The 22,243-nt window shown below is 65.3% G+C and carries 9 protein-coding genes and 1 pseudogene; all 10 read right to left on the reverse strand.

What is annotated here, in order from left to right; translation table 11 throughout:
* Positions 1–4: 4 nt before the first annotated feature.
* The 10 genes and pseudogenes from Psi02_RS35590 to Psi02_RS35635 all read right to left on the reverse strand — a co-directional run bounded on the left by Psi02_RS35590 (position 5) and on the right by Psi02_RS35635 (position 21,281).
* Positions 5–2,140 (reverse strand): competence protein CoiA family protein, encoded by a 2,136-nt coding sequence (locus Psi02_RS35590; RefSeq protein ID WP_203980269.1) that lies wholly within the window; start codon positions 2,138–2,140, stop codon positions 5–7.
* A 96-nt stretch (positions 2,141–2,236) separates the two neighbouring features.
* Positions 2,237–5,626 (reverse strand): Swt1 family HEPN domain-containing protein, encoded by a 3,390-nt coding sequence (locus Psi02_RS35595; protein ID WP_203980270.1) that lies wholly within the window; start codon positions 5,624–5,626, stop codon positions 2,237–2,239.
* Positions 5,627–5,631: 5 nt separating this feature from the next.
* On the reverse strand, positions 5,632–8,421 hold the full coding sequence (locus tag Psi02_RS35600; RefSeq protein WP_203980271.1) for a DUF1156 domain-containing protein: 2,790 nt from the start codon (positions 8,419–8,421) through the stop codon (positions 5,632–5,634).
* A complete protein-coding gene (locus tag Psi02_RS35605) occupies positions 8,418–11,927 on the reverse strand; it encodes a helicase-related protein (protein ID WP_203980272.1) in 3,510 nt (1,169 codons plus the stop codon). Before Psi02_RS35605 ends, Psi02_RS35600 begins: the two co-directional genes overlap by 4 nt.
* 339 nt (positions 11,928–12,266) lie before the next feature.
* Entirely contained in the window at positions 12,267–13,820 is a 1,554-nt protein-coding gene (locus Psi02_RS35610) for a serine/threonine-protein kinase (RefSeq protein ID WP_239095437.1), read from the reverse strand.
* 136 nt (positions 13,821–13,956) lie between these two features.
* Positions 13,957–15,912: an N-6 DNA methylase gene (locus tag Psi02_RS35615; RefSeq protein ID WP_203980273.1), complete on the reverse strand. Its 1,956-nt coding sequence runs from the start codon at positions 15,910–15,912 to the stop codon at positions 13,957–13,959.
* A 374-nt stretch (positions 15,913–16,286) separates the two neighbouring features.
* A pseudogene (locus tag Psi02_RS41235) lies at positions 16,287–17,302 on the reverse strand (LCP family protein).
* A gap of 153 nt (positions 17,303–17,455) precedes the next feature.
* Positions 17,456–18,754: a glycosyltransferase family 2 protein gene (locus Psi02_RS35630; protein ID WP_203980276.1), complete on the reverse strand. Its 1,299-nt coding sequence runs from the start codon at positions 18,752–18,754 to the stop codon at positions 17,456–17,458.
* Entirely contained in the window at positions 18,751–18,885 is a 135-nt protein-coding gene (locus Psi02_RS40920) for a hypothetical protein (protein WP_275415330.1), read from the reverse strand. Before Psi02_RS40920 ends, Psi02_RS35630 begins: the two co-directional genes overlap by 4 nt.
* A 548-nt stretch (positions 18,886–19,433) precedes the next feature.
* On the reverse strand, positions 19,434–21,281 hold the full coding sequence (locus Psi02_RS35635; protein WP_203980277.1) for an N-6 DNA methylase: 1,848 nt from the start codon (positions 21,279–21,281) through the stop codon (positions 19,434–19,436).
* Positions 21,282–22,243: the final 962 nt, after the last annotated feature.

Below are 22,243 nucleotides of genomic sequence, written 5' to 3' on the forward strand. Positions count from 1 at the left end.
GCGCTCATGACGCTGTCCCTGCAGGTTCAGCGCCATCGGACATCTGGGAGACCTCGGCAAGCCACTGCGCGCTCCGTTCGAGCTGCTGACGCTCGTTGGAGTTCGCGCCACCTCCCTCCTCTTTCATGAGAAGGTGCGTGCCCTCGCTGAGCAGTGTCCGTGCCACTGCGATGTTCCCGGCCAGTTCGGCTTGCTGCAACTGATCGACGATCTCCTGCAGCCTCACACTGGACTGCCGAGGAGATGTCCGATCAGGTTTTGGCGCGGCGCCCCTAGCCGAGCTCACCTCAACTGCACGTTTTTGCCTGGCGTTCAACCACTTCTCGTGTTCCGCGAGCAGCCGAAGCTCATAGCGAAGGTCGAGATCCTGGTTGGCAGGCGAAGTCAGCAGACGACGGAGTTCGTCTGTCGCGTTCTGCACCTCTCGCGCGTTCGACGATGATTTAGCTCGATTTATCACCTTGTTAAGAGATGCGCACTTGTCCACGAGTGCCCAGTCGGGCTTTCTCGAGGAGTCAGCTCGCACGAGCGCGGGCTGGCGGAACGCCTCGATCTTGGCAAAGTGTTTCCGGAGCTTTGGATGCGATGCAGCCTCGGCGAGGATGGCGGCATTGGATTCGAGCAGCTTAACGATGCCGCAGTGGTCACCTTTTCCGCTCGCCAGCCTCAGATCGGCGATGAGCTTCAGCATGCTGCGACGGAGCCGCTCCTCTGGCCCCGGTCCAGAGCTCTCCAGCTCATTGTTCTTCGAAACCTGGTGCGCCTTGACAGGCCTGGCCGCCACTACCGGCGTCTCCTGGGGGGCGAGACGGGCCGTTCGCGCACGGGCCTCCCTCAACCACATCTCGCTCGCTCGGAGAAACTGGACCTGATGTTCGAAGCTCGAATTATGCACGGACACCCGCGCCAAGGTCTTCCTGTAACTGTCGATCGCTCGCTGCACTTCCGGCAGGTTCATGGCCCCCATGGCCGTCTGGATACGCTTCGCGAGCAGAAGGCAATTGTCTCGGACATCCTGCTCGATGCTCTTGTTCGCATCCGCCTTCGCGACCGGAGCCGACGGAAGGGAGCCCGGTGCCGTCACCTGCGTTGGAACGGGCGTCGACACCTCGGTTGACTGATGCTGGACCAGCCCGGCGCTGAAGATGGTCCAGACTGGCGAGAGCTGTCCCTGCCAGATCCCAGCGTCGACCGACGCGGGCTCGACCAGGGAGTACGGCTGACCAACTGCGAGATCCAGGCGGCCGGGAACCATGATGCGGGCGTTGATCGGCTCACCATCGCCGATGATGACGTCAACCGTGGCGACGTGGGAGTTGGGCGGGATTCGTGGCCCCGAAATTGGCCTGGTGAGCGGTTCTTGTGGGCGGACGATGATGTCCTTGACCGCCAACGGGAATCCCGGGAGAGCTGCCGTCGTCGTTCCGGCGGGAGGTCGCCGGCTGGCCCGAACCTTGCGCAGAAGTGGTGTCACGACTCCCTTCGCGGTGATCTCGCAGTCGTCGAGGCTGCTCCACTGAAGGTCGCCGTCGCTGGTCTCCGTGCCGACCTTGACGACGCGTGCGGCCCCCTTCCCCTCCTCGCATCGGACCCGCAGCGCATAGCCGTCACGCTCAAGCAGATACTTGCTGGTCCTGGTCGCGGTGGGCCCAAGCATCCAGTCGACGTGCTCGAACTGGGCGCGCAGCACGTCGTCCTGTTGCTCCCATTCATCGGGAGAAAGGTTGACGAACTGGACCTTGATGGCGGACTTGGTCTGACGACGACGGACGAGCAGATCCATGCACCGTCCAGCCTCGAGCCGTCCCTCGAATCGGGGTCGCTCGGTCAGGCCCGAGCTCAGACCTCGATGGATGAAGAGGTGGTCGGCACTGTCGGCGCCGAGGTAACGGCGCTCGCATTCGGGGGCCGTCCCCTTGGTGTCGGGGAAATGCGCGAAGTGACAGACCCGGTCACCGTAGAGCTTGTCCATCAGCCGCCAACCGCAGCCGCCGATCAGTACACCGCAGTAGAACTTTCGCCCTCGGTACCTGGACAGGTACGCTTCCGCTTCCTTGCGCTCGGTCGGCAGCGACAGGGGGCGATCGGAGTCGGGGCTGCCGAGCACTGCGGTTTGCACCCGGCGAGTGTCTTGCACCATTCATCCTCACGAAGGTCGGGTCTCAACGTGCCGGTTGCGGCGCTAGACGGGTATAGGCGATCGGACACGGGCCGGTCGACGCCGGCCCGTGCCAGTTCACCGATCCTCGAAGCCGAACTGGTCGAACTTCAGGACCTTGGCGTTCTCGGAAACGATGCGGACCTTGTCCTCGGGGAAGCCGTCGGCCCGCTTTGCCCTGATCTCGATTGCCAGCTCCAGCTCAACACCGTCGACCGCGCTCAGGTGCTGGACGAGCTCGGTGTAGATCTTGGTGAAGCTTTTCTGCGGCAGCTCGGGGTTGAGCTTGACCGCGCCGAAGAAACGGACGTTCTTCGGACCAGGCGGCGTGACGTCTCCGCCACCCGGCTGGCCGCCGCCCGTCTGGCCGGCGGACCCGCCGGTCTGCCCCTCACTACCGCCGCTGCCTGAGCCGTCCCCGCCGCCCGCATTACCGCCACCGGCCCCTCCGGCACCTCCGCCGGCCGGCACTTGCTCTGCCTCCCGCTGGGCGATCGCCAAGTCAGGCCTGACAAGCATCGTGCCGTCCGTGATCTGCCCGAACCGGCCTGTCGGCGGCACGGCCAAGCCCTCGAATCGCGTGCCGTCGTGGCCTGTGGCGAGGGCGAAGCCGGTGGCCTCCCAGTCGAACTCGTCCAGCCCGGCGAGAATGCCGCTGTCGAGCACGACCCGGTCGCGCAGCCGTGGCAGATACGGGTACCGGCAGTAGTAGCTCCACAGCTCCTCGACGGAGATGTGGCCCCTTTCCCAGACGCTGGCAAGCGGCCCGTCCAGGTTTCCCCTGATGACGGAGGCAGCCTGGACGGTCCGGAGCGCGTCGCGCTGTCGAAGCTTGGCGCTCACCCGCTCGGCCAGTCGATCCTTGCTGCCGTCGGCCTTCTCCGTCTGCCAGGTGATGTGGGCACCCGGCTGCTGGTCGGGCAGGAACGCCCAGAAGTAGGTCTCCCTGATCCGCAGGTCCACGGCCTGGTCGGCGTTGGAACGCCGGGTCTCGACCTGCTTGATCTGCTGAGCCCCCAGGTCCAGCTCCTCGGTACGACCGGAGATGTTGTCCCAGGCGAGGTAATCCCGTACGGCTTGGCCGAGCTCCTCCATCCGCTTGGCGTCGCCGGCCAGGAAGACGAGCATGTTCCGGTTGATCCGCTGCGAGGATCCCCGCGTGTCCAGCACGTTCTGTGCGAAGACACGGGCCGAGGACTTGTCGTCTCCCTTGGCGTGCACGAACTTCGGATGCAAAATCACCAGCCGAGCGTCGCCTGTGTCGGGCACATCCTGGCTGTCATCCGTGACGTGCACGGCCGCGAAATCGCTGCGGACCTTGGGCTCCTTGGTGCGCAGCCGCGTGACGATCTCGAGCCACACGTCCTCCTGGTACAGCCTCTCGCCGTAGTCCTTGGCTGTGCGGGTGACCGAGGCCTGTGTGTCGAACCAGTAGCGCGCGCCGTCCACGTAGACGAAGGTCGCTCGGTCGGTGAGGACGTGCAGCGCGGAGCCGAAGTTGCCGACGACGTCGCCGGGGATGGCCACGCCGAGCCAGAGGTTCTGCTGTTCGACGCCCTTGTGCTGTTTGGTCAGCGTCGGTGCGGCCCCGAGGAACAGCGTCCTGGCGAGGCGCCGCGTCAGGGCGCGCTTGCCGAAGACGGTGCGCTCCTTGTCGATCTGCACGGGGGTCGCCGTCTCGCTGTCGACGTCGGTCTCGAGCACGGTCTTCCAGTTGTCCTGGAGGTACTGCGTGAGCTCGCTCGCCACCGCCGGGTCGTTCAGCGGGACCGACCCCGGCATGATCAGCGGCCCGGCGTCCTGCGCCACCCAGAGCTTGTGGATCACTGTGCTCATCAGCCGCAGCACGCCACGGGTCCGCTGGAACCGGTCCAGGGTCGACCAGTCCTCATACAGGCGGTCGAACAGCTCAGGGTGGATGGGGTAGGCATTGGCGATTCGCTGCTCGTACGACGTCTCCGAGCACTCCCGGGGGAACTCGCCCTTGTGGTCGTTGTAGAACTTCCAGAACTGCTTGGCGATCGCCCCGATCTCGGCCTTGGCCCTGGCATCGGGCTCCTCGAACAGCCGCCGCCGTACGATCTCAAACGACTCATGCGCCCGGGCCGGCTGCCACTGCTGCGCAACGCGTCGGATCACGTTCTGCAAGCGGTCCAGCGCTGCCTGGCCGTTGACGCCACCAACCTCGAGTGCGCTACCCATGATCGCGTCCTCCGTCTCACCGTGGCTCGAGGCGGGGATGGAGACGACGAGCAGCGCGCCCGGAACGGCCTTGACCTGCTCGGAGATGGTCTGCGCGAACGTGAACTGGGTGTCGAAGGTCCCGGCGGGGAGGTCATCGCGCCCGTAGAGCTGCCGGGCGTAGGCGACCCACTCATCGATGAGGATCAGACACGGTGAATAGCGCGCGATGACCTCGCGTAGCGCGTCCCCCGGGTTGGTGTGCGCCTCGTCGGCGACTCTGACCATCTCGTACGCCTCACGGCCACCGAGTTGCCAGGCCAGCTCTCCCCAGAGGGTGTGGGCATGTGTGCCGTCGTTCTTGACCTTGCCCGCCGCCGGGTCGATGTGGTTGCCGACGAGCGCGGCCCGGTTGACTTTCCCACCGACCGCGCTGGTGTCGATGTCCCCCAGCAGGTCGACGACCTCCTGCGGGAACTCGTGCATCGGCGTGCCGGAGAACATGTGCCACAACGCCAGCATCGAGTGGGTCTTGCCGCCGCCGAAGTTGGTCTGCAGGTTCCAGACCGGGGTGGCGTTCATGTCGCCGCCGACCCGGGCGACTGCCTTTCGAAGGAGATCCTGCAGACCCTCGGTGAGGTACGTACGGCGGAAGAACTGGACCGGGTCGGTGTACTCCTCGCTGCTGCTCTCCCCGATCGACACCATGTGCAGGTCGGCGGCGAACTCGGCGGCGTCCAGCTTGCCCGCGGCCACATCCGGGTGCGGGTTGATGATCTCCCGCCACGGCTTCAACCCGTTGGCTTCGATCGTGGGCATGGATGTGACGGCACTGGAGGCCTTACGGGTCTCGCTGTCGTAAAGGCTGCGCTGGTGGTCCAGCCGCAGCTTGCGCACCTCCTCCGCCCGATCCATCGCACCGACGGCGGTCAGCAGCCGCTCCATCGTGTCGAGGCCCCGGTAGGTGTCGTCAGCGGAGAACGGCTTGGTGTGCGCCCACTTGTTGCCGACCTCTTTCAGCTCGCCGGCGAAATTCTGCTCCACCCGCGAAAGCCGGTCCTTGAAGACTCGCCACTCCTCGACGATGACCCGCAGCAGGAACCGCACGTCGGTCTTCTCGTAGACCTTGTTCGTCCCGTGCTTCGCCGCGTCCCGCGCCTGAAGGACCTCCACCCAGTCCTTACTGCCGGGCATGGCCATGTCCATCATCATGTCGACGAAGGGCTCCAGCCCCGCCCCGAGGACTTCCAGCCCGCGGCCGATCCTGTCCCTGTTGCTGAGTGCCATCGTGGTCAGTCCTCTTCGGGGGTAAGGTCGAGGGTCTGCTGCGTGTTCATGATTGGTACGGCGGTGCGGGACGCCTTCTCGATCTCCGACCAAGCCGAGCCGAGCCCGTTGAAGAGCAGAGCGGTTTGGGCCCAGTTGCGCCGCTCGCAGATCGAGAAGAGCAGATAGGCAAGCTCCTTGGCTGTGTCGAGGTCGACCCGGCTCTTGGCGGCGGCCATCAGCTGCCCGGCAGCCTCGATGCCCTGCTCGTCGAGTCGCTTAGCTAGGTGCATGGCCACTTCCCAGACCGAGATCCGATCATCGGCCAACGGGTCGTAGGTTTCGGGCAATTCGCCGGGACTCAAGAGCTGCACGATCCCAGCTCGTGCCTTGAGCACGCCAGAGCGGTCAAGCCCCGCCACGGAAGTGTCCAAGGCCTTGGACAGCGTCTCAGCCTGTCCGTACTTGCCCTCGTCGAAGCCGTGGGTCTCAAACCACTTGATGCAGAATCGGGTGTCCGAATCGAAGTCGCCCTCCTGCTCAGAAAGCACCTCAGCCAGGATCTGGTTGATCAGGATTAGCGCCGCCCGCACGCTCATCGGAGAGCCATCCGATTCGGTCACCCGGGCATAGCGAGAAAATACCGCCATCCCGGGTCCAATCGCCGCCTGCGCTAAGTCCACCGGAGCGATCCCACCCTGCTGCACTTCCTTTAACGCACCGGGGAGCTCCGCTTTAAGCGTGTTGATCAACGCTCGTCGGTCGATTACGCCCGCATCTTCCGGGCGAGGCCGACACGCAAGAACAACCGATGAAGCGAGCGCGTTGCTGACCATGCCACGCATACGTGTTGCCATCTCGGTCCGCATAGGCCACGTGGCCGTAATCGCCCAGCCAGAACGAATCATTCCCTCCAGCAGGGTCTCCCAGCCAGTTGACGCCTCGCCAACGTCATCACTCTCTGCCTGTTTGAATGCATAAAAGACTGTCGTTGGGTAGAGAACAATGGCCTCTCGCCGAATGCTGCTAAAGACCTGCCGGAATCCTTCCTCGAAGAATTGAGTAGCCTGTTCTTTACCGCCTCGCCGATACTGATCCGCAACGAGCTCTCCTGATTTTGGTGTCAGGAGTGTTCCGAGCAGGTCAGAGAAGACGTCCCCAAGCGAGCGACGCAACCAGACGTAGAAGAAGTCAGAGAGATCCGCATACGCAACATTGTCATAGTATGGCGGATCAGTCGATATAATGACATTTGAGTAGTCTCTTTTGGTGGCATCCCACTGAGAAGCGACGGCCAGACCGAGTCCAGGTACGCCCCCGAGAACCTTGCAAACCCCATCGATGATGCCCGACCAATCCCCGCCTGCTCCGGCATATGGAGAGACTTCCGCGAAGTCCCAAACCATTGGGATTGCCTGTCGGCCAAACGCCTGGGCGCTCTTGTCAGCATCAGGCCGCCAACGAGCCTGTGTGCAATGAAATACAGCAGCTTTACTTGCAGCTAATGCCAGATATAGAGCAGCGGAGTCAGCATAAGCTACCGCACCGGTTCCTCCATGAACGAGGGAATCGCCATGGGGAATCTCCGCAGCAAGGGCATCAGCAAGAATATTTTGCCGAGCCTCACCAACGAGGCTATTGAGAGTAGTAAGCATGACGAGTTGACGGTTGGTGAACAGGTCTGCCCACTCGGTCATCCCGTAGCCCTGCACACGAAAACCGAGAGCTTGATCCGGAAGCTCTCCATCGGGCACATCGTTTGGCCGTTCGACCTTAGCGACCTGCTCATGCTCGTCAGTTGGGGCCAGGTAGTAGCGCATCCGAGGGCCTTCAGCGGCAATGGCCATAAGCTGAGCGTCCATCCGCCCTGCTTTGCCCTCAGCGCGGATATAGGTTAGCGGAACCGGGGTGTTGCAAATCATGCACACGCCACCGTTACGGCCAACAACTCCTTCCCGAGGCTGTCCCTTAGGGCCGCGGATTTCGAAACGTACACGCTTGCCTTCCACGACCGGTTCAACGTAGCGCTCCTTGCCCTTCTTCTTTCCAAGCCAGAAGGAGTGGACCAGCGGCATGGTGCCACCACAAGCTGGGTTAGGGCATGTGACCGTACGTGCCCAGATCCAGGCGATGACGTTAGCTTCGGTGCCATCCTCCAGCTTCGCCTTCGGGTAAAGGTGACCGATGCGCTTCTCCGTCTCGTCACGCATCCACTGACCGTAGCGACGAACGTCCTCGGCAAGGCCCGTCGCTCCAGGCCAGTCACCCATCCGCGATTCGGCAGCCCCGGGGAACACCGGCGGCTGCCCCGCCCACTTCGGGGGGATCTCGATGAGGGCCTTGTTGATAAGGACCGGGACCGGGTTCAAGTCGGAGGCATGAGCCTCCAGGCCGAGCCGCTGGGCTTCCAGCGGGATCGAGCCGCCACCCGCGAACGGGTCGAGGATGGGCGGCGGGTTTCCCTCGCAGGACTTCATGATTTCGGCGTGGGCCTCTTCGTACAACGCCTTGTCATTGACGTTGTCCCAGTCGACCAGTCGCTCGATGATGTTGAAGAGCCTCTTGCGCTCTAGGAGCACGTCTTCATCAGAAGGGAACTCGTCCGGACGCGAGGACGGGTCGTCCACGAGTTGTGCGAAGAGCACAGCCCTGCAGGCAGCCAGCGGGCGGCGAGCCCACCACAGGTGGAGCGTGGACGGGTGGCCATGCCTGATCGACTTCTCACGAGCCGACTGCTTGTTGATCTCCTCCAGCGGCAGCGCGACCTCGATCAGCTTCTTGCGGGGGGTGCCGTTCGATCCGGTCCCACTGCTCATACCGGTGCTCCTCCTCGTGCCCATTCCTTGTTCCAGTCGCCAACCAGGTCGGTTGCGGAGAAATCGCCGAAATCAACATCCCTGAAGGGATCGGCGACGTACCGCACCTCGTCACGCTTCGCTCCGTCCGGATGCACACTTACGAGCGCAAGCCGGAAGTTGGAGCCCGAGTTCTTACCTGTCAGGACTTCCGTGCGTGTGACGTGGAAGTCCGGCGCGCCGTTTACACGGCCTTTAATTTCGATGAAGATCCAGTGGTCGTCGACGGTCCGAGACCGGACGTCGAAGCCGGGGTTGCTGTGCGGCATCTCCTCCGGAAGCCGGCCGAGCTTGCGCTCCTCGGCCAGCACGCGCTCGACCGCACGGCGCTCCACGGCAGCCGTCTCACGCGCGTACGCCTCCACCGGGCCGGTACGCAGGCCCATCAGCCGGTCCAGCAGACCCTGCGGCACGACCAGCGCGGCCCCGGCCACCGTCGGTGCTTTGACCTGCAGAAGCTGGGCCTGGTCGAGGTCGGCCATCCGGCGCTCCAGCCGGGCCTCCAGCGCCCGTGCGCGTTTCTCGGCGGTCTCCGGCCGGATCTTCAGCACCTTGCCTGCCAGCTCGGCGTCGAGCAGGTCGGCATGCCGGGTGTCCCAGTAGTTGATCTCCTGGAGGAGGCGCTGCCGTACCAGAGAGCGAGTGCGCGCGGTCTGGGCGGCGAGGCGCTCGCGAAGCTCGCCGATGAACGTGGCGAGTCCGTGCTCGACGGCCCAAGCGACCGCGACGTCCTCCACCCCGCCGGCCAGCCAGTCCTCCCCCAGCACCGCACCGACAGCGGCACGTTCCTGCTCGGTCGCGGGCGCGTAGTCCAGGTACGGCGCGGCCCCGGCCGTACGTGCCGAAGCTGGGCCGATCTCCACGAAGTCGAAGCGCTTGGCGATGACGCGTGCGTCGCCGTCAGCGACCTCCTGGGAGACCGCGACCAGCAGGTGCGGCTCTTCCCCCACGTCGCGCCTGTCGACCAGCACCGCGCCCTGTTTGAGCTGCGTGCCGTACCGCTCGATGACCAGCGAGACCACCGCGTCGAGCAGCGGGTGGCCGGGGGCGAGCAGGTCGGCGCGGGGCCGGCCGGCGGGCCGCACCAGGTCTCGGTCGAACGTGACGCGCTCGTAGCGCCGCAGGACCGGGACGCCCACCCTGATCTGGCGGTCGTGCTCGACCAGGTCGCCCGGCACATGCGTGATCTCGTAGCGGCCCGACTCCCGCTCGGAGATGCGCCCGCCGAGCAGCTTGAACGCCGCGAGGAAGAACGCCTTGACGTAGTGCGGCTGCAGGCGGCGGGCGCGGGCCTCCTCCATGCGCAGCCGCCACGCGGCCACGTCGCTCTCGTCGAGCTTGTGATGCGCCAGCGACCGCTCGGCCATCAGCTTGTCCAGGCCCTCGCCGACGGAGGAGTCGATGACCTGGTTGAGCCGGTCGCGGACTTCCGGCCGGTCGCCGTACTGGATGGCCTCCATGAGGAGCTTGCGCAGCGGCTCGCCCTGGAACGCCTCGCCGAGGACGTCGAAGACCTTCCCCTTGTACGCGCGGCGCTGCTCGTCGATTTTGTCGAGGATGCGTACGAATACGGCGCCTTCGCGGGTGTCGGCGGCGACGAGGTTCCACAGGTGGCAAACCTCGGTCTGCCCGATGCGGTGGATGCGGCCGAAGCGCTGCTCGATCCGGTTCGGGTTCCACGGCAGGTCGTAGTTCACCATGAGATGGGCGCGCTGAAGGTTCAGTCCCTCCCCCGCCGCGTCCGTGGCGACCAGGACCTGACAGGCCTTGTCCTGGGTGAACAGCTCCTTGATGCGGCGTCGCTGGTCGCGGGAGACGCCGCCGTGGATCGCGACCACGGCTTCATCGCGGCCGATGAGACCGCGGATGCGGTCAACGAGGTATTCGAGCGTGTCCTTGTGCTCGGTGAAGACGATCAGCTTGCGTGGGCCGCCGTCGGTGTCGCGGATCAGGGCGTGGCTCTGCAGCAACTCCGACAGCTCGGTCCATTTGCGGTCGGTGCCGAGGTTTCGCACCCGGCGTGCAACCTCGACGAGGTCGGTGAGGATGCCGATCTCCTTGTCGAGCTCGGCGATGGTCTGCGCCGTCGTCGCGGCGTCGACCACGTCGTCTTCGAGCTCCTCGACGTCGGTGCTGGGCATGTCGTCGAGCTCGGTGTCCAGCTCGGTGACGTCCTTGCCGAGCAGGACGGCGAGGCGCAGCTTCAGGCGGCCATCCGGCTCGTGTCTGCCGGTGGCCAGCTCGTGGCGGAGCTGCTGGAGGCGCTTGTGGCGGCGTTCGAGCGACTTGAGAATCGCCTCGGGGCTGGAGGCGAGGCGGCGCTGGAGGACCGTGAGCGCGAAGCCGACCGTGTTGCCGCGGCGCCCCTCGCCTTGCGCGGCGAGCTGCTGGGCCTTGCCCATCTGCTCGCGGACATATTCGGTGACGACCTCGTAGAGCTCACGCTCGGCGTCGGACAGCTCGTAGGGGACGGTGTAGGCGCGGCGCTCGGGGAACAGCGGCTTGCCTTCGAAGGTGAGCAGGTCTTCCTTCACCATGCGCCGCATGAGGCCGTCGGTGTCGGCCGAGCTGATGCCCTCACGGTATTTGCCCTCGAACCGGTCGGAGTCGAGCAGGCCCATGAAGAGCTGGAAGTCGGCCTCGCTGCCGGCGTGCGGGGTCGCGGTCATCAGCAGCAGGTGGCGGGCGTGGCGGCCGAGGAGCTCCCCGAGCTGGTAGCGCTTGGTCTTCTTCAGCTCCTCGCCGAAGTAGCGAGCGGACATGCGGTGCGCCTCGTCGACCACGACCAGGTCCCAGTCGCTCTGGCTGAGCTGCTCCTGCAACTCCTCGCTGCGGGAGAGCTGATCCATCCGGGCGATCAGCAGAGGATGGCGCTCGAATGCGCTCTGGTCGAGCTGCTCCTCGACGAGCTGGCGGGTGAGCAGCGTGAAGCGCAGGCCGAACTTCTCGAGCAGCTCCTCCTGCCACTGCTCGACCAGGCCGCCGGGTGCGACGATCATGCAACGTTCCAGGTCGCCCCGGAGCATCAGCTCCTTGATGTAGAGCCCGGCCATGATGGTCTTTCCGGCGCCCGGGTCGTCGGCCAGAACGAAGCGCAGCGGGGACCGGTCCAGCAACTCGCCGTAGACCGCCTGGATCTGGTGCGGCAGCGGTTCGAGATCGCTCGTGGTGACGGCGAGCATGGGGTCGAAGCGCGCGGCCATACGGATGCGCAGTGCCTCGGCGGCCAGCTTGAAGAGCGCGCCGTCGCCGTCGAAGGCATAGGCGGCCGATTTCTCGCGCAGGACAAGCTGGGGCTCGTGGTCGCGGTAGAGAAGCTGGTCGGCCACGCCGCTGTCGGTGCGGTAGGTGAGGTTGACCGCGTTCGAGCCATACCACTTGACCGCGACAACGGACACGTCACCGGTCGGCGTCACTCCGCCCACGACGGCGCCCGGCGTCAGGTCTTCCAGCCTGACGCTGGTCATCGGGGACTACCCAGAAGCGAGTAATGCCGATGCCTCACGATTTGGGGTGGTCCTTCCTGATCAATCAGAAGGTAGCGGACAGCTTTTGATTCAGCCTGAAAGAACTCATGAGATACGGAAATTCACATAAGTCCGTAACTGTACGACGTGTAATCAAAAAACACCGTTTAGTAACCGACGTCAATGGCCGCGCAACACAGGACGGCCATGGAGGGGGTCGAAAACGGAGAGCATGGACTTAAGACGCAAATAGCCTCAAGTCGCGATCACTTTACTCTGGCTTTGCCATGGGCACAAGTCTTCTGGATGTGTACTTAGTTCACCCAGTCGGCAGTCCGGCTAGCCCATGGACAGTCGGGAGAGGCTGGCGCGGACTCGGCTCGCCTCGTGATGCTCGGAGCCATACACCCGAGTGAGGTCTTCCAGCAGGCCGGAAAGGGTTTCGCGGGCACGGCTGGCGTCACCCATGCCTAGCTCCAGCAGGCCGATCTGCCGCCGAAGCTCCATCGGACGAGGGTCCAGACTGCCGTAGAAATTTTCCTCGTCTTCCAGCAGCCGGCGCAGCCCGGCCAGTGCCTGTCCGGTCTCGCCCAGCAGCGCCTGACAGGTGGCCTCCTGCCGGCGGCAGTGCAGGACGCGCTCGTCACGGGGGCCGTGCCTCATGGCCAGATCCCGATAGAGCTCGCCGAAGGCGACGGCCGCCTGGCGGTAATCGTTGCCCTCGAACAGCACTTCGGCCAGGTGCAGCCGGAGAGCGATCACGTCGTCGTCGACCCGGCCCAGCAGACGGCTCGCGGGCGCGACGACCGCGTCGAGCACCTCGACCGCCTGGCCGTACCGGGACTGCCGGGCCAAGGCGTCGGCCTCCTCACGCGCCCGGGCGATGTCGCCGCGGCTGAACTCCGCGTCATCGGGCTCGGCCGGGTCAGGAACCGAGACGAGCGTGACAGCCACCGGCGCCTCATCAGTGATTCGGCCGATCACCCCCGCGTACATGCGCAGCGAACTTGGTGGCGGATCCACGTATCCGAGCATCGGAACCAGCCGGGGTGCGAACGGCACCAGCGCCGAATAGATCTCCTCGGCGTGCGCGGGCCGGTCCTCCGCACGCTTGGCCAGCAGCCGCAGGACCAGCCGGTCGAGCTCCGCCGGCACCTCCGGACGCGACTCCCGGATCGGGCGAGGAGCCTCGTTCACCTGCCGTTCAAAGATGGCGAACTCGGTGGGACCGTCGAACAGCCGGTGTCCCGTGAGGATCTCGTGCAGGACCAGGCCGAGGGCATAGAAGTCGCTCTGCGGCCCCACCGTGGCTGCCCGGATCTGCTCGGGAGACATGTAGGCGGGCGTCCCGAGCACGGTCCCGGTCCGGGTGAGTTTGGTCAGCTCTGGGTCATGGAACATGGCCAGGCCGAAGTCGAGCACCTTGACGCCCCCGTCGGAGCCGAGCATCAGGTTGGACGGCTTGAGGTCGCGGTGAAATACGCCCCTACCGTGCGCGGCCTGGAGGACTGCGGCGACCTGGGCGGCAATGGCGGCGGCCCACGGCACAGGGAGCGGACCCTGCTCGGCCAGGACGTCCTCCACGGTGGCGCCCTCGACGTACTGCATGACGATGAACGGTCGCAGTCCGCCATTGGCATCCTCGTATACATCGGCGTCGTAGATGGCCGGGGTTCCGGGGTGCTCCAGCTTGGCCATGATCCGCGCCTCATGGCGGAAACGCTGCTCCAAGGCCTCGTCGTGCCTACCGAAGGGAAAGCGGATCAGCTTGACGGCGACCCTGCGGTCGAGCTTCTGGTCGTAACCCACGTAGACAGCGCCCATGCCGCCCTGACCGAGCGGGAGGGCGCCCAGTTCGTAACGGCCGCAGATGATCGTCCGCCCCGCAGACACGCGCCCCTCCCAAGAGCCGGTTTATGGGGCAAAGGTACACCTGATGCGCAGACAGGATGATCGTGTCCGTCCAATGCAGAGCTGACCTGGCAGGCCCGGGAGTGCGAGCACCCGCGGTCTTGTCTCTCCGCGCGGATCAGGTCGAGGGTTGCAGGGATCCGTCGGCTATGCCGTCGAAGCCGAGCCGTACGAGGCTCTCCCCCAGGTTTTGCACCTCTCGAAGCGCGTCCTCCAGTACGCCCAGCCTTCGGAACGCCTCGCCGTACCGTCGCTGATCCTCGAGCGGGACGCGCGGGATCGGGGCGCGGCGCGGATCGATCCGGGTCGAGGCCGAGGACGCACGAGCCGTGCCTGCGCTTCCCGCAGTGCGAATGAATCCGGCCAGGAAGTGGGGATCGACCCGAGTTCGGTCGACCCGGAACAGGTAGAGCTGTGGACCGAGCAGCGCGCCTCCTTCATGGAGCACCCGGGCGACAGTCTCACTCACCAGAGCGGGGACCACCACGTCGCCCGGCTCGGTGATGATCGCTCCCGGCTCTCCCTTCCCCTTACCCGTGGGCGGCCGGCCGACCCGGACATCCTTGACGGTCAGCGCGGGAAGATCGCCGCTGCTCGTGTCGGTCTTCAGCGGAGCTTGGTGCAGCGTGGCCGCTCCCATCCTGACCAGGTCACCGACCGTCGCCATCGGGACATCTCGGTGCCCTACAGTCGGGGCTAAATCGGGCACCATCTCCGCGATGCTGTCCAACACGGCCACCGCGCGTTCCTTCATCGACGTGAACGTGCCCCCATGGTCGGCCGGTGGACTGATGTAGCGGGAGGGGCTGACGTCAACGTCATCGTCGAGTAGGTCGAGAAGTGGTACGGCACGGCAGCGGTTCGGGAGGTCAGGCGTTCTGTCGGGATCCTGAGCGAATGCGGCCCAGGCAGGAGCGGCTATCGACAATTCGGCCGACGCGTCCACCATGAGCACGTGAAACAGCGGGCGTTCACCCGCTACGGGCCGTCTGAGCACCCATAAATCCGGCGCCTGGCTGGAAGCAGCAGCTCCAGCCGTCACAGTAATCACTGCCCTGAGCGCTCCAGCCCGCAGAAGGTTGGCCCGTATCCGCCGGCCCGCTCGGCGGCTTGCGGCGAGAGCCGGCATCATGATCACGACGCTTCGGCCTGGATTGACGTGAGCCAGACAGTGTTGCACCCACGCGAGTTCGGACTCACTACGCGGCGGCAGGCCGTACTCCCAGCGCGGATCGCTGGCCAACTCCTCGTACCCCCAGGCGCGTTCGTTGAAGGGCGGATTGCACACGACCGCGTCCACCAGCCGTCCCCGAAAGGCGTCGGCGCGGAGCGAGTCGGTTGCGGCGATCTCCACGACACGACCGCGTAGCAGCAGACGGGCCGCCGCGATTGATGCCGGGGCCTGACCGATCTCCTCGCCAAGCAGCGATTCGGCATCGCCGGCAGTGGCGAGCAACGTGCCCAGACCACACGCCGGGTCGAGCACGCTTCCTCCCGTTACGCCGGCCAGCTCGATCATGAGGTCGGCGACATCCTCGGGTGTGATCAGCAGACGTCGGGAGTGCGCCTCGACGTAGCGGTCGCAGAGGAAGTCGAATGCCGCAGAGTGCCCCTGTTCCGCGCCGAACTCGGCAACTTGCCGGATCACCGTGGGGTCCAAGTCAGCGGGGAGTGCACCAGGTAGCTCCGGAACTGTGGCAACGATCGCAGCGTGGACCTTCTTCGTGAGGTCCTTGTCACTTTCGCGTGCCAACGAGCGCCAGCCAGACGGGGCGCGCTGGAGGTAGAGCAGAAACGCTCCGATGAAGCCGACCGTATCCCCCAGCCGCAGGTCGTCCCCGATCGCGCGCAGACGTTGCCAGATGCGATCGCCGAGGGAAACTTCGAAGTCCTTGCCGTGGCGGGCCAGCCAAGTTTCGACGTCTGAGAGCAGAAAAAGAGGGCTGGTTGCGGTTCCGCCTGCGGGCTCAGGAAAGTCCTCGTAGCGGCGACGCCAGTTGCTCACCGCGGCCCGCCCGACATCGGCCAACCGCGCGATGTCGCTGGCGGCCACCATCGCGTCGTTCCGGGTCATTCATCATCCCCGGATAAGCGGACCGCAGGCTGGCAACTCGCGCACACCAGCATTCCAGCTCGCCGGGTATGGCTGACTTCGCCTCGCCCTGCCATGTGCGCTACCTCAAAACTCTTGGCTGCGTATGGCCGTCGACTTGGTCCTGTGCATTCGGCTCACTATATGACCATCGCGTCGTTGCGGGGTCATGAACGACGTGCGGTCTGGACTACACCGGGCTGTGGATGACGATGCGACCTGGAGCGCGAGCAACTGTCCGTCGTCAATGCGCTGCGAGCTCACCAGTCTCGGCCGAACCGATGCTCGAAGCCGTCCGCGACACGGCTTACCGTCGCGCCCGGCGGTGATGGTCGCGTTCGGCGGCCATCACCGCGTCATTGGACGAGGGAGACGTCGTTGAGTCCACCATTGTCGGCAAAGTAGCGGTCGAGCGTGTCGTCTCTGACAGCCGCGGAGAGTGCGGCGGATGCGTCCTGGTCCAGCCGGACGATGCTCGCCCCCTTGACCATTCCGGTGCCCGCTACGGGCATCGTGGTCGAGAGCAGGTCCCCGGCCCGAATGTCCCGCAGTTCAAGCGCCAGGTCTCTGAGCGTGCCGATGCTGACCTCCGAGTCCACCGTTATGGACTTGGTCGTCGCCTGCAGGAACGCGTCGAGCTTGAAGGGGTTCGTCAGCGTGCCCTTGCTGATGGCCTTCTTGGCCATGGCGCTGAGGAACGCCTGCTGGCGCTTGATCCGGTCGAAGTCTCCGCCGGGCAGGCCATAGCGCTGCCGTACGAATAGCATCGCCCGCTCGCCTTCGAGATGGACGTTCCCCTGCTTCCAGGTGATGTCGTTGGCGGAGTCGTGGACATCGCGTGCCACGTAGACATCGACGCCTCCCAACGCGTTACTCATCGTGATGAAGCCGTTGAAATCAAGCGCGGCGAAATGGTCGATCCGCACCTTGGTGAGCTTCTCCACTGTCTTGATGAGCAGTCGGGGCCCCCGTATGCGTAGGCGGCGTTGATCTTGTCCGTTCCGTGGCCGGGGATCGGGACATAGGAGTCGCGCGGGATCCCGATCAGGAAGATCCGCTTCCTGTCGGCTGGAATGTGGGCGATCATGATGCTGTCAGACCGCTGGAAGCCCGACTCCGCAGGGCGCCGGTCGGCACCGATGACCAGCCAGTTCTGTGCAGATCCGACCACCTTCGCGGGCCGGTCCCCCTCCGTGGGGAAGACCTGCGGTACCCGCTGGATGTTGGAGTCGTAGGTGTACTGGCGTTGCATGGCCACGGCGAATATCGCCGCAATCGGAAGGAAGACGAGCGCCGCGATGATCAGCACACGGCGCCGACGACTGGTGGGCCGCTTGGACTCAGCGTCAAGGAGGGGTTCCGTGATGGTCATCGGGGCCGCCTGGGGAGAGGAGCGGAAGGGTTTCGCGGACGCTAGCCCATAAGGGAATCTTCACAATTAACGGATGGCGGCCGCGCGGCCGCGTCGTAGCCAGGAGGTGGTGGAACTCTCGCTCAATCGCTTTTCTGTGATTCCACCAGCGGGTCAAGCGACCATGGACAGGGACGACTCGTCCACCGACGGGCCGCGCGTCACCCACCCCTTACGGGTAGCGGTGAACGCCGCGTGCCACATGGCCGGGCGGATCACTCCGTACTGCAGCAGGAGCAGGAACGGGGTGCCGATCAGCCAGGTCGCGATCCTGGCCCCCGGGCCGACGTTCGGCCGCCGGAAGGCGTACTTGGACCCGATGATGTAGGTCAGGCCGAGCCAGTACAGCGCACCCTCCCACGGGAACGGTTTGCCGAGGATCGGGGCGCCGATGCACATCCACAGCAGCGCTACCGGGTTGATCGCCGACATGGCCATGGCGTAGATCCGCCAGGCCGTCGGCAGCGGGCGCAGGTTCGAGACCTCCCACAGGGCGTAGATCCAGTAGGACCGATACCACCGGGTGCGCTGGCGGTAGGCCGTGCGGATCGTCTCCGGCATGTCGGTGAACACCCAGGCCTCGTCGACCGCGACCGTCTGGCCACGCTGTAGGGCGTAGTGGGTGAGCCGCCGGTCATCTCCGACGGTGCCGGAGTCGAGGTAGTCGTCCAGGTTATCCAGGACCAAGTCGGCCCGGTAGAGGGACAGGGCGCCCGAGCACGGGGCGACCACGCCCATCCGGGACCGGGCCGCGCGCTGGGTCAGGCAGGCCGAGACCATCTCCAGGTCGAGCATCCGGGTCAGGAGGTTCTTGGTGCGGTTCCTGAGCATCGGCAGGCCGGTGGCGGCCTGGACCTTCGGGTCCGACATCGCCCGCAGCAGGTGCCGGATGGCCCGGCGGTCGACCACACTGTCGCTGTCCACGGTCAGGATGAAGTCGGCCCGCCCCCGGCCGTGGTCCCGCGCCCAGCGCAACTCGCGTAGCACGAACGCCTGCGCTTCCCGCTTCCCGCCGTTCTCGCGCCGATGCATGAAGACGAACGGGTGGGCGAACGGTACGGCAGGGGTGCTGGACCCGTCGTCGACCACGTGGATCTCGTCCGGCGGCCGGGTCGAGTTGAGCAGTGCGGCGATGGTGGAGTGGAGGGCCTCGGTGTTCTCGTTGTAGGACGGGACAATGCAGACCACGCGTCCCTTGGCGGGCGGCAGGTGGGTGAACCGGCGCGGGTAGACCGTCGACCCCAGAATCGCGATCAGCACGCCAGTGGTGAGCAGGTAGATGCCTCCGGCCTCCCACCGGCCGGGGTCGCCGAGGAAGGTTCGGAAGCTGATGATCCAGGCAACGGCGGCGCCCAGGACGATCAGACCGGCAGCGATCCTGCGGGCCTTCTCGTTCTCCTTACGGCGCCTCACCGCGATCTCCGCTTCCGGGTGGCGAATCGGTAGACGAGCAGACCGACGACGACGATGACAGCGACGCCGGTCAGGATCCACGACAGGACGGTGGATGATCCCGGGGGGGCCATCGCGGCCAGATGCTCCATGGAACGTTCCCTTCAGTCCAACTGGCGCACTGTTGTGAACCAAGGCCACAGCCGCTGCGTAAGTTACCAAGGAATACAGAAGGGTGCTAACCTCACGTGTCATTACGAAACAGAAAATTCGACGCTTCACCCCTGGGGGCAAAGGTGGTCGTCTTCGATCTGACGGGGATCGGGTCGGGTTACGTGGGGATGCCGCTCGCCCAGGAGGCCACGGCCGCCGGCCTGCAGGTGGCAAGGCTTGGGTGTCGATCCAAGTCAGGTGAACGCGCTGAACGCCAGCCATCACCTATATCGACGACCTGACCGACGCCGGCCCCACGCTTCCAATGACGCAACGCCGCCGCTGGCACGTTCCACAGCATCGCGATCTAGGTGCCAACGCCGCCGAACCAAAACCACCACCGTGGCCTGCCCACCGTCGAAGACGCGACCAGGCAGGCCCGTGGGCCGGCGCCTGCAGTCGGGAAGGGCACCCGTGAGGCCGAGATGACCAAGCTGCTCGAGAACACCTGCTGGGCGCGCGGACGAAGGGGAGTCGCCCCTCCGGTTCAGGGCGGTCCGAGCGCTCCGGTGGCATACCCGATCGCGATCGAAGTCACCGTCATATGGCCGGTGGTTCGGACCTCCCGCAGCGCGTCGTCGAATTCGGCGATCCTCCGGAAGGCGTTGCCGTACCGGCGCTGCTCCTCCAAGGTCACGCGCGGCACTTGGCCTCGGCGCGGATCGAATCGACTCATGCCAGATTGCGTTCCGCCGCCTGACGTGGCGGACAAGGCTTGCAGGAATCCCGCGAGAAAGTACGCGTCGATTCGGTCTGGATCAGGCCGCAGCAAGGTGAGGCGTGGGCCGAGAAGCAGACCGCCTTCTTTGATAACCCTGGCGGCTAGCTCTCCTCCTCCTACGCCGATCACCACATCTCCGGGTTCGATGGCGATGCGATTCTCGGGGTGGGTCCGCGCCCGCACCGTGGCTCCGGCGAACAGGTCATGGTCGGTGAGAACGAGTTGACCCGAGCCGTCGATCTGGAAACGGCCGGCCTGCTGGACACCCAGCGCTCCGATCCGCTCGAGTTCGGAGATGTCGACCATCGGCATCGACTTGCCCGTGCCAGGGACGGCCTCCGGGATGAGCTCGGACAGCCGTTGGAGATTACGGACCAGGCTCTCCCGGATGGCGTGGAAGTCGCCCGCCGATACCTGATCCCCTGTGCCGACATACCTGGCCGGCGTCACATCGACGTCCTGGTCGAGCAGTTCGATGATCGGAACGGTACGGCTCTCACCCGGCCGGTCAACGTCTCGCTCGGGATCCGCCTGGAATTCCCGCCAACTATCGAGAGTCGCGTCGAAGGTTTCCGGTTCGGCCTCGGCCATCAACACCCGAGATGGCATACGGCCGTCGTCGGCCGGCTTCCGCAGGATCCAGACATGCACGGGAAGTCCCGTGCCGGAGGCGATCTTCGCAGGCAGGCCGATCACCGCTTGAAGAGTTCCCCCTCGGAGAAGGTTGCTACGGATACGCCGGCCCGACCGACGGCTTGCCGCAACTGCAGGCATCAGCAGGACCGCGATACCGCCCGGCTTCAGATGCGCGAGCGCATGTTGCACCCACGCGAGCTCGGACTCCGTCTTCGGCGGCAAGCCGTATTCCCAGCGCGGATCATGCACCAGGTCGTCGAAGCCCCAATTACGTTCATTGAAGGGCGGATGACATACGACGGCATCGACGCCGGCATCCGGCCACGCGTCATGTCGCAGGGAGTCCCCCGCTCGCACCTCGCCAGCGAGTCCAGACAGCGCCAGACGTGTCTGTGCCAGTCGCGCCAAGTACTCCTCGGATTCCTGCCCGTTCACACTTTCAGCCGCGTTCATTGCGGTCAGAAGGATCCCAAGGCCGCAGGCAGGATCAAGGACCGATCGGATGTCGGGACCGGCCAGCTTGGCCATGAAGTCCGCCACCTGATGTGGCGTCTCGGCCAGCCGACGAGAGTGGACATCGGCATAACGGTCCAAGAGAAATCTCGCGGCGTCAGCATTCCCCTGCTCGGCGGCGTATTGCATGGTGAGCCTCCACGCAGACTGCGGCACGATCCGGGGCTTGCCATGGCCGCTCAAGACTTCAGCAGCCTCAGCCACAACCTCTCCGAGTCGAAGGTCGTCGGCAGCGGAACGGATCTCCTGCCAGGCACGTTCCCTTAAGGGCAACTCCTCGACCTTGCCCTGCTCGAGCAGCCATGCCTCAACTGCCTTCAGCAAGAACGCCGGGCTGGTCGCAGTTCCACCGACCGGTTCGGGGAAGTCCTCGTAACGCCGGCGCCAGTTGCTCACAGCCGCACGGCCGACCCCGGCTATCCGCGCGATTTCGACCGCAGTGACAGTGGCTTCGTCGCCCGTCATCTCCGGCCTCCGTCCCCATCGCATCTGACGTGTCATTGCAAACGTACGTGACCTACATAATCGTGGATCCATACGGATGCATGTGCCAGATGCGCAACTGCGCCGCCCGTGACTCCTGAACCTCCCCTGCCCGGCTCAGATGCCCAGCCGCTCTTGGCGACAGCCCCCCACAAGGCGCGCATGCCACGAGCCAAGGCGGATTGGGGGCGCGGGCTTCTTCTCGATCACCAAGCTACAGGGACAAGACAAGGTGCTGCCCACCAGTGCGATCTGCCCGACCGATCCAATGACCGGTGGCCGGTGATCGCGCGCAGCTTGGCCGGAGTTGTGGTCGGCTGGGCGGCCTGGGTGAGGCTCACCGACGAAGGTGCTCAGACCGGGATGCCATCGAGCAACTCGCGTGCCGCAGGATCAAGGAACGTCAACCAGATCAGATTGTCTTGTGTACTCGAACACCCTGAAGGGATCGGCGGCCGCCACCCGGTTATCGGGCCAGAATGTCCAACCGGTGGTGCCACCACGGAAATGGACGCATCACCCCATTCTCGATGAACCGCAGCACATGCGGGCTGACCTGATCCGCACGGAAGGCCCGCTCCGCCGCCGCCGGCGGCCGCGCGCGGCGGCCTCGGCCTGACGTGTCGTACCGGAACGCCGCTAAGCTGCGTCCCCGTTTCCCAGGTCGCAGGCCAAGATCAGTAGCCGATTTCCCTGACAGCGCGGGTTCGATGCCCCTCATTCGCTCCATCAGCAAAGTCCCCGGTCAGGGACAGATCCCCCGACTCGGGCCTCGAGCTTTCCTGAGATCGATCACCCGTGCCGCCCTCGTGAAGAACGTCAGCAGATCGCTGATCATCAGGTTGGAAAATGGCACGCATTTGTCTCACTATTGCAGGAATGAGAGAAGTGCCAACCAGCCGTCCCGAGAGGTAGTCGCCAGAGGACGACTTCGGTGAGATCAA

It is taken from the genome of Planotetraspora silvatica, from assembly GCF_016863315.1.
In the GTDB taxonomy this organism is placed as follows: domain Bacteria; phylum Actinomycetota; class Actinomycetes; order Streptosporangiales; family Streptosporangiaceae; genus Planotetraspora; species Planotetraspora silvatica.